Origin of the sequence: Peribacillus butanolivorans (assembly GCF_001273755.1) — a bacterium.
Lineage (GTDB): Bacteria > Bacillota > Bacilli > Bacillales > DSM-1321 > Peribacillus > Peribacillus butanolivorans.
This window is the reverse complement of the sequence record NZ_LGYA01000001.1, coordinates 123,718-137,280: the sequence shown is the minus strand read 5'-3', so window position 1 is coordinate 137,280 and position 13,563 is coordinate 123,718. Positions and strand designations below refer to the sequence as shown.

11 protein-coding genes and 1 pseudogene are annotated in these 13,563 nt (G+C 39.6%); 4 read left to right on the top strand and 8 right to left on the bottom strand.

The annotated features are described in order from the left end of the window. Positions 1-181: 181 nt before the first annotated feature. From AKG34_RS00650 to AKG34_RS00610, 8 genes are all read right to left on the bottom strand, one after another. Positions 182-1,708 carry a succinyl-CoA:acetate CoA-transferase ScpC gene (locus tag AKG34_RS00650; RefSeq protein ID WP_053344317.1) on the bottom strand — a complete coding sequence of 509 codons (1,527 nt, stop codon included), beginning with the start codon at positions 1,706-1,708 and terminating at the stop codon, positions 182-184. Between the two features lie 130 nt (positions 1,709-1,838). After that, on the bottom strand, positions 1,839-2,489 hold the full coding sequence (locus AKG34_RS00645) for a LytTR family DNA-binding domain-containing protein (RefSeq protein WP_053344316.1): 651 nt from the start codon (positions 2,487-2,489) through the stop codon (positions 1,839-1,841). A gap of 607 nt (positions 2,490-3,096) precedes the next feature. After that, the gene (locus AKG34_RS00635) at positions 3,097-3,459 is read right to left on the bottom strand and encodes a P-II family nitrogen regulator (protein WP_053344314.1); all 363 of its coding nucleotides are present in this window, start codon (positions 3,457-3,459) and stop codon (positions 3,097-3,099) included. Positions 3,460-3,474: 15 nt separating this feature from the next. Further along, entirely contained in the window at positions 3,475-4,689 is a 1,215-nt protein-coding gene (locus AKG34_RS00630) for an ammonium transporter (RefSeq protein ID WP_053344313.1), read from the bottom strand. A gap of 302 nt (positions 4,690-4,991) precedes the next feature. Beyond that, positions 4,992-5,195 carry a YbdD/YjiX family protein gene (locus tag AKG34_RS00625; RefSeq protein WP_053344312.1) on the bottom strand — a complete coding sequence of 68 codons (204 nt, stop codon included), beginning with the start codon at positions 5,193-5,195 and terminating at the stop codon, positions 4,992-4,994. A 13-nt stretch (positions 5,196-5,208) separates the two neighbouring features. Then, positions 5,209-7,260, bottom strand: coding sequence for a carbon starvation CstA family protein (locus AKG34_RS00620; RefSeq protein ID WP_053344311.1), 2,052 nt, complete (start codon positions 7,258-7,260; stop codon positions 5,209-5,211). A gap of 624 nt (positions 7,261-7,884) precedes the next feature. Beyond that, entirely contained in the window at positions 7,885-9,675 is a 1,791-nt protein-coding gene (locus AKG34_RS00615) for an ABC transporter ATP-binding protein (RefSeq protein WP_053344310.1), read from the bottom strand. Beyond that, entirely contained in the window at positions 9,650-11,398 is a 1,749-nt protein-coding gene (locus tag AKG34_RS00610) for an ABC transporter ATP-binding protein (RefSeq protein WP_053344309.1), read from the bottom strand. The genes AKG34_RS00615 and AKG34_RS00610 overlap by 26 nt, the downstream gene beginning before the upstream one ends. Before the next feature lie 453 nt (positions 11,399-11,851). Here AKG34_RS00610 and AKG34_RS00605 point away from each other — a divergent pair, with 453 nt between their 5' ends. The 4 genes and pseudogenes from AKG34_RS00605 to AKG34_RS00590 all read left to right on the top strand — a co-directional run bounded on the left by AKG34_RS00605 (position 11,852) and on the right by AKG34_RS00590 (position 13,563). After that, positions 11,852-12,412, top strand: coding sequence for a nitroreductase family protein (locus AKG34_RS00605; protein WP_053344308.1), 561 nt, complete (start codon positions 11,852-11,854; stop codon positions 12,410-12,412). Positions 12,413-12,480: 68 nt separating this feature from the next. Next, positions 12,481-12,786 (top strand): annotated as a pseudogene (locus AKG34_RS00600) (ABC transporter ATP-binding protein); the annotation flags it as partial. A gap of 112 nt (positions 12,787-12,898) precedes the next feature. After that, positions 12,899-13,165 (top strand): hypothetical protein, encoded by a 267-nt coding sequence (locus tag AKG34_RS00595; protein WP_053344307.1) that lies wholly within the window; start codon positions 12,899-12,901, stop codon positions 13,163-13,165. 101 nt (positions 13,166-13,266) lie between these two features. After that, positions 13,267-13,563, top strand: coding sequence for an ABC transporter permease family protein (locus AKG34_RS00590; protein ID WP_053344306.1), 297 nt, complete (start codon positions 13,267-13,269; stop codon positions 13,561-13,563).

Genomic DNA, 13,563 nt, shown 5'->3' with positions numbered 1-13,563 from the left:
ATATATTGCAAATAATACAAAAAGAAAATATACAATGAAAACGGGTCATTTGAATTCGATCAATGACTCTTAGAATCACTATCCAATGACATGCTACAGTAAATACACATAAAAAAAGGCTCAGCGCTATATGCTGAACCCCTAAAAAAACCCCGCTATAATAGCGGGGTGGTCATAAATCTTATTTTTGATCTTGAAGAGCAGCTTCAAGCATTGTACCGTTTTTAGCAAGGTTTGTATGCCAAGAGAATGCTTTTTCAAGAATATGTGGAGTTTGATGTCCACCAGTTTGAGCAACTGCTTCAGTAAAGTATGCACGAAGTTGCGGACGGTAATCCGGGTGTGCACAGTTTTCGATGATTAATTCTACGCGTTCTTTTGGTGCTAGACCACGTAAATCAGCAATACCTTGCTCTGTCACTAGTACATCCACATCGTGCTCAGTGTGGTCCACGTGAGAAACGAAAGGAACGATACTAGAAATTTTGCCGCCTTTAGCATATGATTTCGTTACAAAAATACCTAGGCGTGAGTTACGAGCAAAGTCTCCTGATCCACCGATACCATTCATCATTCTTGTACCAGAAACATGTGTAGAATTTACGTTTCCGTAAATATCGCACTCTAACGCAGTATTGATTGAAATCAAACCAAGACGACGGATGATTTCAGGATGGTTAGATATTTCTTGTGGACGAAGAACGAGTTTATCACGGTATTTATCAAGCTCACCGTAAACTTGTTTTCCTTTTTCTTCAGCTAATGTAATCGAGCAACCTGAAGCAAATTTTACTTTTCCAGCATCAATTAAATCGAATACTGCATCTTGTAATACTTCAGAATACACTTCTAAATCTTTAAATTCAGAGTCAAGGAAACCAGCGAATACTGCGTTTGCTACTGAACCTACACCAGATTGAAGCGGAGCAAGGTTTTCAGTTAAACGGCCAGCCTTGATTTCTTCACGAAGGAAGTTAATAAGGTGATTGGCAATTGTTGCTGTTTCTTCGTCTGGTGGCACGATTGTAGAAGGTGCATCAAGATCTGTAGAAACCACAATCCCTCTAACTTTTTCAGGGTCAACCGGAATACCAATTGATCCAAGACGATCGCTTGCGCTAGTCATTGGAATTGGTTGGCGCTCACCTTGTTTAGCGGGTGTATAAATATCATGCATGCCTTCTAATCCTTCTGGATGAGACACGTTTAATTCAATAATTACATTTTTAGCTTCTTGAACGAAGATGGCTGAGTTACCTACAGAAGTTGTTGGGATGATTAATCCTTCTTCTGTAATAGCCAATGCTTCGATGATTGCAAAATCGATAGGTCCGACAATGCCTTGACGAACTTGTTCAGCTGTATGAGATAAATGCTGATCCACATAAGTGACTTCATCAGCATTTATTTTATTACGAATGCCTTTATCTGCTTGGAACGGTAAGCGTTTGTTAATGATACCAGCTTCCGCCATATGTTGGTCGACTTCTGGCCCTAATGAAGCACCAGTATAAACGTCAACTTTAAATTTTTCAGTTTTAGCTCTTTCAACTAGAGCCATCGGGATAACTTTAGCATCACCAGCACGAGTGAATCCACTCATACCAAGTTTCATCCCATCTTTAATCCAAGAAGCTGCTTCTTCCGCTGTAACAACTTTCCCCTTAAATTGTTCGTTGCGAATTTTTTTGAAAACGCTTTCGTTCATACAAAAGACCCCCATTTTCGCTTTTCTTACACTTAATTTTATCAAGCCCGTGTAATTGTCACATTCGTTTTCGAATGAAAAGCCTTAAATAGAGCACAAACCAGCATTTTTATCACATAAAGGAGAAACACTAAAATCCTAGAGCTCTTCTGAATTGACTGGCATATGTTTGACTAACTTGGATTTTAGACTGATCCTTCATTACCAGTAAAAATGTAGAGTGAAAATCAGGAAGAATCTCTTGAATATAATTAATATTGACGATGTACGAACGATGAACCCTAATGAACAAATCATTTGGTAAAATAAACTCCAATTCACTTAAGTTCATTTTATGAAATCCATTCACGCGTTCGGACTGAATTTTAGTTTTCCTATTTTGCGCTTCTAAATACATAATTTCGTCATATGGAAGTGGTATCCAGTGGTCATCCGTTTTGATTGTTAAAAATGAAGTCGGTAGTATTAACTGCTTTGACGGCAAAATGGCTGTTACTGCCCCTAACGGATTACCCTCGTCCATTATTGGTACGCTCAAACCATAATAAGGTACGCCAAATACATTACTTTCAACTTGTACACCAATTTTTTTTCGGACACTCAACGCTTTATAAGTAGCTGTTTTTTCACTTATTAAATCTCCTGGTTTAATTCCTAAGTCAACCTGCTTGCTCGGTTGGTAATAAATGTATTTTTTCGAGTCAGCCACAGAGATTGAAGCATCCTGCGGAACAAATTCCCTGATGATATTTAAAACGGACTCGACCGTAAATTGATCCATTTCCCCTCACCTCATAAAAGAACATATTTATAAATTCCCCTCACTATAAACAGGGCATTCTCGAACCTACTTCATTATTTATGGAAGACTTACAATTTTTTTGAAGTTATTTTTCGCAAAATAAAGAAAAATTGAATTAACTAAGCTAAAAGCGTAAAAAAAAGCAAATAAATTGGATTTAAATTTTTGTCCATATTCATTATAGTAGGAATACTCATCGATTTCTATGGGAGATAAAAAAAAGTTCCCTTATATAATAAAAATCATTTCCAAGCTATAAACTTTTAAAATTAATTGCCGATGAAATGCAGTAAAAACATAAAAAAACCGTTCTTCTTTATATAGAAGAAACGGCTGCAAAATGTTATTTTTTATAACTCTGATTTTGAAACGAGGATTTTATTCGAAGTGATAAAATTTCTTCTAAATTTTTCAATGGTAATTCTAATAAAAAGGGTCGGTCAGCAGGTTGATATACATTCTCTGATATGAGTGTATTAACAATCTTTTGTTTTTTTGCATTAACAATTCGGACCAGTCTCCCCATATTTAGCTCCTTTCTCTAATCTGCTGAATTCGGCACATAATGTTGGATTAATTAATCCTTCTAGTTCTCGTTTTTTAAAGCATCCTGTCCTTCTTTACCTGTTCGGATATTCACGACATTCGCTAATTCATAAATGAAGATTTTGCCGTCACCAGGTTTCCCTGTGCTCAAAAATTTCCTTGCCACATCCACAACATCCTGAACTGGAACTTCACAAACAACAATCTCGATTTTCATCCGATCATGTAACGACATTTCCCGATTTCGACCGCGATACGTTTCCACATAACTTTTCTGAAGTCCTGTTCCTTTTACTTCCGATACAGTTATTCCGCTTACCCCTATTTTTGCAAGCTCTGTTTTCAATTGTTCAAACTTAATAGGACGTGTAATGATTTCAATTTTCGTTATAACCTCAGACATATGATCCACCTCCATTTAAATTGATTCGTGATAGGCTTTTTCGCCGTGAAGTGTAAGATCAAGCCCCATTGACTCATCTTCTTCACTTACACGCAATGGAACGAAAAGATTTATTACTTTTGCAATGATATAAGTGACCACGGCCACGAATATATACGTTGCAACGATGGCTATAATCTGCTTCCAAAGCAAGTTGAAATCTCCGTAGAATAAACCATTAGCTCCACCTTCGTTTACAGAAGTAGTAGCAAATAATCCTGTCGCGATTCCACCCCAAGTTCCACCGATGCCATGTAAACCGAAAGCATCTAAGGCATCGTCGTATCCTAGTTTATTTTTCAGGAAGAATACACCCCAGAAGCATACTGCTCCACCAACGACACCGATAATGATGGAAGATGCTGGTGTTACGAATCCACACGCTGGTGTAATAGCAACTAACCCCGAAATCGCTCCAGATACTGCACCTAGCAATGTTGCTTTTTTATTCGCCATATACTCAACAATTAACCAACCAAGGATACCTGCAGCTGCTGCAACAGCTGTATTCACGAATACATTCATTGCTACCGCATTAATTGTCAGTGCGCTTCCAACATTGAAGCCGTACCAACCGAACCATATTAATGATCCGCCAAGGAATGTTAATGGAAGATTATGTGGTGCACTGTTACTTGATTCTTTCCTTTTACCTAACATGATCGCTAAAACCAGACCTGCAACCCCAGAAGAAATATGAACAACGTTACCACCAGCAAAATCAAGAGTACCGAGTTCAGCTAACCAGCCGCCTCCCCATACCCAGTGAGCAACAGGAGCGTATACGAATAGAGACCAAAGAATGGTAAAAATTAAGAATGCGGAAAACTTCATCCGCTCTGCAATACCTCCTGCAATGATTGAAACGGTTAATACAGCAAAGGTCATTTGGAATAACATGAATAAACTATGAGGAATTGTTTCACTGTATGGACCTGGTTCGAAGCCTACATCTTTTAAACCAACCCAATCCAGACCGCCAAGGAGTGTATTTCCTGGTGAAAATGATAATGAATATCCAACTAGTACCCAAAGAATAGAAATGACGGCCAGTGGCATATAACTATGCATTGCTGTATTCAGGACGTTTTTACTTTTTACCATCCCACCATAAAATAAGGCAATCCCTGGTGTCATTAGCCAAACCATCATTGTTGCCAAAAACATAAAAACCGAATCTGCCATTTGCATTTTGTTTCCCCCTTTTTTTATATATGTTATGTTATTTAACATTAATGTGTTTTTTTTTTTATCATATACTTAATTTTCTAATAATTCAACTTTATTTTTATATTTTATAAAAAGAATGTTAGATTTTATAACATCAAATTTGAATAAATAACCGGAAATCTAAAGAATTTTGCCTTAATACCATTTCAAAAGAAATTTTTTTAGTCTAATGTTCTTATAACCCATCCCTACTTATTTCCCACGTAAAAAAACGAACCAAAAAAAGGACCCTCAAATCGAGGGCCCTTCAAAAATATAATTAGTTAACAGCAACGAGACACTTTACCACCTTTAGCATTATACCGTTCATCCTGCGCTTCACAGAAAAATTCTTTCCTAGTTTTTACTGGATCTTTAGGATGGTGGACCTTCATATGGTCTACATAAGTTTCATAACTAGGTACGCCGACAAGCAAACTTACAAACTGCTTTCTGAAGCTAAGAATCTTTGTTAATCTTTTCAACATTGTCTTCCCTCCCTTATGACCTTGATACATAAGGTGATTCATGTAAATCTATTTTTTGATTTTTCAAGACCTTGATCCATAATCTTATGGCTGAAATCAGGACAGTGATGACAACAATCATGAAGATGGCACAAAGGGCTGCATCCACATAATCATTGATGATAACTCGTTTCATTTCGGCTAAGTTAGCTGCCGGGGCAAGAACCTCCCCTTTATCATAGGCGGCTTTAAATTTGTCCTTATGCGCCAAAAAGCCAATCGCCGGGTTTTCATGGAATAGCTTTTGCCAACCTGCCGTCATGGTTACAATCAATAAGAATACAGTCGGTACAAGCGTAACCCATGTGTACGCTTTTTTGCCCATTTTGAAAAGGACAGTTGTACCAAGCAGCAATGCAATGGCTGCAAGCATCTGATTTGCAATACCAAACAACGGCCAAAGTGTATTTATTCCACCAAGAGGATCAATAACTCCTTGATAAAGGAAATAACCCCAACCAAGTACACAAATGGCCGTCGCAATGATGTTTGGCAGCCATTTACTCGTCTGTGCAAATGGCTTATAAAAGGTTCCGAGAATATCTTGAATCATAAAACGTCCTACCCTTGTTCCAGCATCAATGGTCGTTAAGATGAACAGTGCCTCAAACAGGATCGCGAAATGGTACCAGAACGCCATCAGTGAAGCACCACCAACCACCTGCGAGAAGATATGAGCCATTCCAATTGCAAAGGTCGGTGCTCCTCCAGTACGGGATAAGATCGTTTCTTCTCCTACATCATCTGCCAGACCAGTAATCATCTCTGGTGTCAAAATGAATCCCCAATCGGAAATCGTCGCTGCTACCTGAGCTGGCTCCGTTCCAACAACTGCACCTGGGCTATTAATCGCAAAGTAAATCCCTGGTGTCAGTACGCAGGCTGCTATCATCGCCATGATGGCAACAAAGGATTCAGTCAGCATAGCTCCGTATCCTATTGGACGCGAATGAGATTCACGTTCAATCATTTTAGGCGTTGTACCGGAAGAAACAAGTGCATGGAATCCCGACACTGCTCCACAAGCAATCGTGATGAACAAGAACGGAAATAGATTCCCTGAGAAAACAGGTCCTGTTCCATCAATAAACTGAGTGACAGCAGGCATTTCAAGGCTTGGCATGACGATAAAGATACCAAGCGCAAGCCCGATGATCGTTCCGATTTTCAAGAATGTACTTAAATAATCACGTGGTGCCAATAGCATCCATACCGGCAGAACAGAAGCAACAAATCCGTATACGATCAACATGATGGCGATTGTTTCACCACTGAACGTAAACATTGGCGCCAATGTCGCGCTTTCGGATACAAATCGACCGAAATATAAAGCAAGCATCAATAAGATAATACCAATAATTGAACCTTCACCAACCCGACCAGGCCGGATATATCTCATGTAGACGCCCATAAGGACTGCAATCGGGATGGTTGAAGCGATCGTAAACATCCCCCAAGGACTGCCAACTAAGGCTTTTACGACTACAAGGGCAAGTACCGCTAATAATATAATCATGATACCAAGAATCCCCACCATTGCAATCAAACCTGTAATAGGTCCAATTTCCTCTTTAATCATCTCACCAAGCGATTTGCCGTTACGGCGCATCGAACCGAAGAGTATAATAAAATCTTGTACCGCTCCGGCTAAAACAACTCCAACTACAAGCCAAAGTGTTCCCGGCAAATATCCCATCTGTGCAGCAAGGATCGGTCCTACAAGCGGACCAGCTCCAGCAATTGCTGCAAAATGGTGACCAAACAACACCCATTTATTTGTAGGGACGTAGTCTTTTCCATCATTATTTGCTTCTGATGGAGTCTGACGATTGTCATCTAGCTCAAACACTTTCTGTGCGATAAATTTACTATAAAAGCGATACGCAACCGAATATACACAGAGAGCTGCAGTGACTATCCACATGGCATTAATACTTTCTCCTCGGTTTAAAGCAACGAAACCAAAACTTACTGCACCAACCGCCGATATAATCCCCCAAAGAATGACTGATTTAAGCGTTTTCATTTTTTCATCTCCTATCTATTAAAATTATTAATTACTATAAAAAGTCTTCATTTCATATGGCAATATGCTTCCATACTTCCCCCTTAACCAAACGAATTTAAAGAATTTTGTATATATTCAGAATTATATGTCATTAAAAGGTTTCTTAGCAATAGTCAATTAGTCAATTTGTAATGGATTTATAACCACTTTTATGGAATATACCGTCTTTCTTCCTGATTTGTAGGCACTTTCACGAAATGGCCGTCAATACCACAGCTATTCCGTTAACTAATCTTTATGTATCCAAGCGAAGCAATGGATTAACCTCATCAAACGCATTGAATTAACCATGAACAAAGGCATTCCTGCTGATTCAGAGGAAGGAAGGCTGATTGCTGAAGACTTACATTTGTCTGAGTTGATTTTCGAGGGAAACAAAGAACTAGAAGAGAAATTCTGGGATGTGCGTTAATCGGAGACTGACTCTTCTTCCGCAGGCTTGTACCCGGTAAAGGCAGAGCTCCTTGCTTTTTTAGACGAAGCAATTGCATCATTAAATGAAATCGAATGCAATTCCTAGGGATAGGGTTTTGACTTTACAGTACCAACGCAAAAATGTGCGCCCAGCGGCACACATTTTTTTCATCCGGTCTGATTTTCCTTTAATGAGCTGCGATAAAGTTCGGAATAAAATCCTCGCTGCTGCAAAAGCTCATTATGAGAACCTTTTTCAATGATTCTTCCTTCATCAAGTACCAGAATTTGGTCACTTTGCTGAATCGTATTCAATCGATGAGCAATGACAAAACTCGTTCTTCCCTCCATCAATCGGTGTAACGCTTCCTGGATTTTCAGTTCGGTAATCGTATCTATACTGCTTGTCGCTTCATCTAAGATTAATAGAACGGGATCTGCTAAAATCGCTCTTGCAATCGATAGAAGCTGGCGCTGCCCCTGACTGATTCCACTGCCATCCTGATTCAAAATGGTATCATATTGATCTGGAAGCTTCATGATAAAGGAATGGGCATTTGCAAGCTTGGCTGCATCCACAACTTCTTCATCCCCCGCCTCTAATCGTCCGTAGCGGATATTTTCAAGAATGGTCCCCTGAAATAAAAAAGAATCCTGTAAAACAAATCCCATATGCTTACGGAGGCTGGCTCTCGTTACCTGCCGGATATCCTGGCCGTCGATCAAAATCCGACCACTGTTTGGTTCATAAAAACGGGCAAGCAGATTAATGATTGTCGTTTTACCTGCCCCCGTAGGCCCCACAAGAGCGATGGTTTCTCCTTTTTCAGCATGAAAACTGACATCATGTATTGTTTGATCTTCTTCATTATATGAAAAGGAAACTCCTTCAAAGTCCACCTCACCACAGACATTCCGAAGTTCACCGGCCTGTTTCTCATCCATTTCCTCTTCTTTTTCATCAAGAATGGCAAATACACGCTCAGCACCAGCAACAGCCGAAAGCAGCGTATTAAATTGGTTAGCTAGGTCATTTAATGGCCGGGTGAATTGCCTTGAGTACTCGGTGAAAATGACAATGACCCCGATGGAAACCGTACCAACGCCACTCAGTGCCAAAAATCCACCGACAGCAGCAATTACCGTAAAGCTTAAGTTGTTCAGTAAATTCATTAGCTTTGGAATCAGCCCTGAATAAGATTGCGATAAAAACCCAGCTTTCTTTAAGTTTTCACTCCGGGTAATAAAATCGCTGATAACTTTATCTTCCTGTGAAAAAGCCTTCACGATCCGCTGTCCGGAAATTGTCTCCTCGATAAACCCGTTCAGTTCACCAAGATTTTTCTGCTGTTCTTTAAAAAGCTTTCCTGTCCGGTTTGTGATCCATCTCAACCCGAAGAACATAAGAGGAACGATAAAGAGAGTAAGAAGCGTTAGCAATGGGCTCAAATACAGCATCACTCCTATTGTTCCTACCAATGTCAGTATACTTGAAAAAACCTGAATCACAGAACTATTCAAAGTAGAACTGACATTTTCAATATCATTCGTTACCCGACTCATCAATTCCCCATGCTGACGGCGGTCAAAAAAGGGGATCGACAACTGATGAAGCTTTTTAAACAATTGATTGCGCATCACATACACCGTATCCTGCGCAATCCCGATCATCCAATAATTCTGCAACCACATCGAAAGTGAATAGAAAATATAGACCGCAAGAAGCCCGAACAACAGGTTTATTAGCCCTCCGCTATCCTTGGTGACAATATAATCGTCTATGGCCATCCCAACAAGAAAGGGTCCGAGTAATCCCAATACCGAGCTTATTAGTACCATAAGCAGGACATAGAATAGCAGACCTTTATTCGTTGCTAAATAGGGGATTATTCGTTTTATCGTATTCCATGAGTTGGATGGTTTTGACTTTGCATTAGCGGGAGATATTTTTCGACTCAAGTGAAATCCCCTCCTCCCCAAACTGTGAGTGAACGATTTTTCGATAAAGAGTACTTGTTTTGATCAACTCTTCATGTTTTCCTTCCGCAAGCATTTCACCATTTTCAAGTAATAAAATTTTATCTGCCTCCATGGCTGTACTAATTTTTTGTGTAATGATAAGTGTCGTACATGTATAGGACTTTAAAGCATTAAGCAGTTTACTTTCTGTTTTTAAATCCAGGGCACTTGTACTGTCATCCAGCAAAAGAATCTTCGGTCTACGCACCAATGCCCTCGCAATCGATAACCGCTGTTTTTGCCCACCTGACAGATTCACTCCTTTTTGCCCTAACTGCGTTTCATATTGTTTTGGCAGTTTCATCACGGTCTCGTGAACCTGAGCATGCTGGGCTGCTGTCATAAGCTCTTCCATCGTAGCGTTTTCTTTCCCCCAAGCAATGTTATTCTTTATGGATCCTGAAAAAAGCAAGGCTTCTTGCGGTACATAGCCAATCCTTTTTCTAAGGGAATCCAAGGGAATATTTTTCACATCTTGGCTGTCTATAAAAATGGATCCGCTTTCAACTTCGTACAATCTTGGAATTAGCTGAAATAAGGAGGTTTTCCCTGAGCCTGTCGCTCCGATAATAGCAAGCGATTCTCCCGCTTCAACAGTGAAGCTCAAATTTTTCAATACCGGTGTACCACTTCCAGGATAACGGAATGATACATCCTGAAACTCGATGCTTCCTGCTTTAACGGCCCCACTCTGACTCTCCATCTTACCTTCATCAAGATCTATGGGGGTTTCAAATATTTCAGTCACGCGTTCGGCTGAAGCCTTTGCTCGTGAAATGACCATGATCAGCCACGAAAAAACTGAAAGTGATGCCGCAATCCTCGTTGCATAGTTAACAATCGCCACCACTTCCCCGACCTGTATATCTCCTGTTGCAATAAATTCGCTTCCAAGCCAAAGAATGACCAGGATGGCCAAATTCATAACCAGCATCAGCACCGGCATCGTTGTTTCAATTAAACGAAGGGAAGTTACAGTCTTTCTTTTCAACTCGTCATTCGCCTCGTCAAATCGTTTGATTTCATGCTCCTTACGAAGAAAAGCTTTAATTAAGCGCATGCCTATCAGATTTTCCCGCATGACGCTATTAACATTATCGAGCTTTTTCTGGACGAGTTTAAATAGTTTAGCCGCTCGTTTCATAACCCAGCCTAGAAAGAACACAAGAATGGGAATCGAAATGACTAACACAAGAGACAGTTTCAAATTGACCGTAATCGCCATGATCGCGCCGCCAAGTACAATTAATGGAGCTCTTGCCATGATACGCAGACCCATGAAAACCGTATTTTGAAGCTGAGTCACGTCATTCGTCATCCTTGTAATCAAAGATGAGGTCGGAATGTTATTCAAATTAGCAAAAGAAAACGCCTGAATTTTTCCAAAAAGGCTTTTCCTGACATCATGGCCAAAACTCTGACTCACATGAGATGCTGTAAACGAATTAACGATTCCTCCAAGAAATGAAAAAATAGAAAGTCCCACCATAATGCTTCCCCACTTAATCACTACTGATAGATCTTTCTGTAAAATACCATCATCAATTATTTTTGCAATAAATAGCGGTTGTAACAGTTCAACACCGAGCTCAACAATCATTAAAAATAAAGCGAGAGTAATCAAGAGTCGGTATGGCCTTAGAAATGAGAACAGTTTTTTCATCTATGACACCCTTCAATTCTTCATATGTAGATAGCATTTTTATCTTTTCATTATACATTTTTATACAGAATTTATAAAAGATTTTGAAATAATTAATAGGATTGGTAAATAACTTGAAATTTTTTTAGAAATACGCTTGACAAATAACAGGAAATAAGAGAAAATTCTAATTGATAATGATTTTCAATTTCATTATCGATCTCTGAAATTTGATAAGTAAATACGATAATCTATTATCGTACCCTTTTGATATTGTACATAGATACAATGTCGCCCCGGCTTCTCTGTGCCTAGTAAAAATTATATGCTTAGTAGCGAATGCAAGTCACTAGAATATTGCCCCCTCTTTATTCAAGTCATTTTATTCACGTTGAAAGCATATTAGGCAGCCGGGGATTATTTTTTTTGAAAACTAATAAACGTACATATATAGATAAAAGGAGCAGGATGAACATGAAACTTGAACAAATCATTAAAGAACGGCGCAGTATTAAACGATTTAAGGACATTCCTGTTCCCCTTGATACCATTCAATCCTTATTGGAAACGTCGACATGGGCACCTAATCACAAAATGACCCAGCCGTGGCGCTTCATCGTCGTGCAGGGTGATAGCCGTTTAAAACTGGCTGAAGCAACCCGTGCTTTTATGGCAGGCAAGGAAAAGGATCCGGAAAAGAAAAAAGAAGCTGGACAGCGCGGATATAATAAACTAAAAGATGTTCCAATGTTTGTCGCGGTTGTAATGGACGAAAACCCAAATCCGATGACTCGCGAAGAAGATTATGCAGCTACAAGTGCCCTGATTCAGAACTTCAGCCTGCTTGCCTGGGAACAAGGAATCGGAATGATTTGGGAAACATACGGCATGATTCACAGCACAGAGTTCCGTGAAGCTTTAGGCGTAAATCCTGGTGAAAAAATCGTCGGTAGTCTGCACGTTGGCTACCCCGATATGATTCCCACCCCACGTCCACGGAAATCGATTGAACAACTACTAACAGTTATGAACTAACTAAAAAGGAAAGCCTCCAATCTTCAATTTGGAGGCTTTCCTTTTCTTTATTATAGATGTCGATGACACGTACGCTAATTCATGATCCTGACATCATTCTTTTCGATGAACCGACGACAGGACTTGATATCATTTCATCCAATGTATTTCGCCAGCTTGTTCTTCAACTGAAACAGCAGGGCAATACGATCATTTTCTCTAGCCATATTATGGAGGAGGTTACTTTACTCTGCGACTCCGTAGCGATGATGCATAAAGTGGAACTGATTTATAAAAGAAAGCTTGAGTCTCTATATATAGAAGAAAAAAGTCGTGACCTAAATTATATTTTCATGTCCAAACTTGTAAGGAGGAACCAATCCCGTGTTTCTTAATATGTATGTGAAAGAAATGAAGGAAGCTTTAAGGGATCGCCGCACATTGATTTTAAGTGTACTCCTGCCTATTCTATTATTGACTGGGTTAACACTATTTTAGAAGAGTTTGATGAACACGGATGAAAATGAAACCTATACCCTGGCAGTCGATCCGTCATTCAGCAAAGCCTTACTTAGTGATTTTCCACAAATCGAAGTCAAATCATTCGATAACCCTACCGAAGCAGTCCAAGAAGACCAAGCCCCCGCTGCCCTGCAAGTTGGCGAAGGTTTCATGGAACAAATAGAAAAGGGCAAACAAGTCACGTTCAGCCTCTTCGGTGACACGTATGGTCAAGATAGTTCTTACGCCCTTTCACAGGTCGAGTCAGCTTAACACTTTTTGAAAAGCAAATCATTCAAGATAGGCTGCAAAGCATAAATGCTGACACTAGTCTGATAAGTCCGCTGCAAGTCAACATCAAGGAAGCTTTGCAAATGTCAGCAAGCATCATATCCAAGACCGTCAAGGAATCCCAAAACTATATATCACCGATAACAATGCTCGTCATTCTGCCTGCACTATTCTTAGGCGGAACAGGCTTACATGAATTAACAACCAAACACTTCTTGATTCCAATTTTCAATATTTTTGCTCTCTTTAAAGAATTGATTTATGGCGTGATTGATTATCAAAACATCTTCCTTACAGCCAGTATCCTCATTGTCTCCATTGCTATATTCTTTGCTGTATCAAGGATTTTATTTTTGAAGGACAAATGGGTATTGAATTAA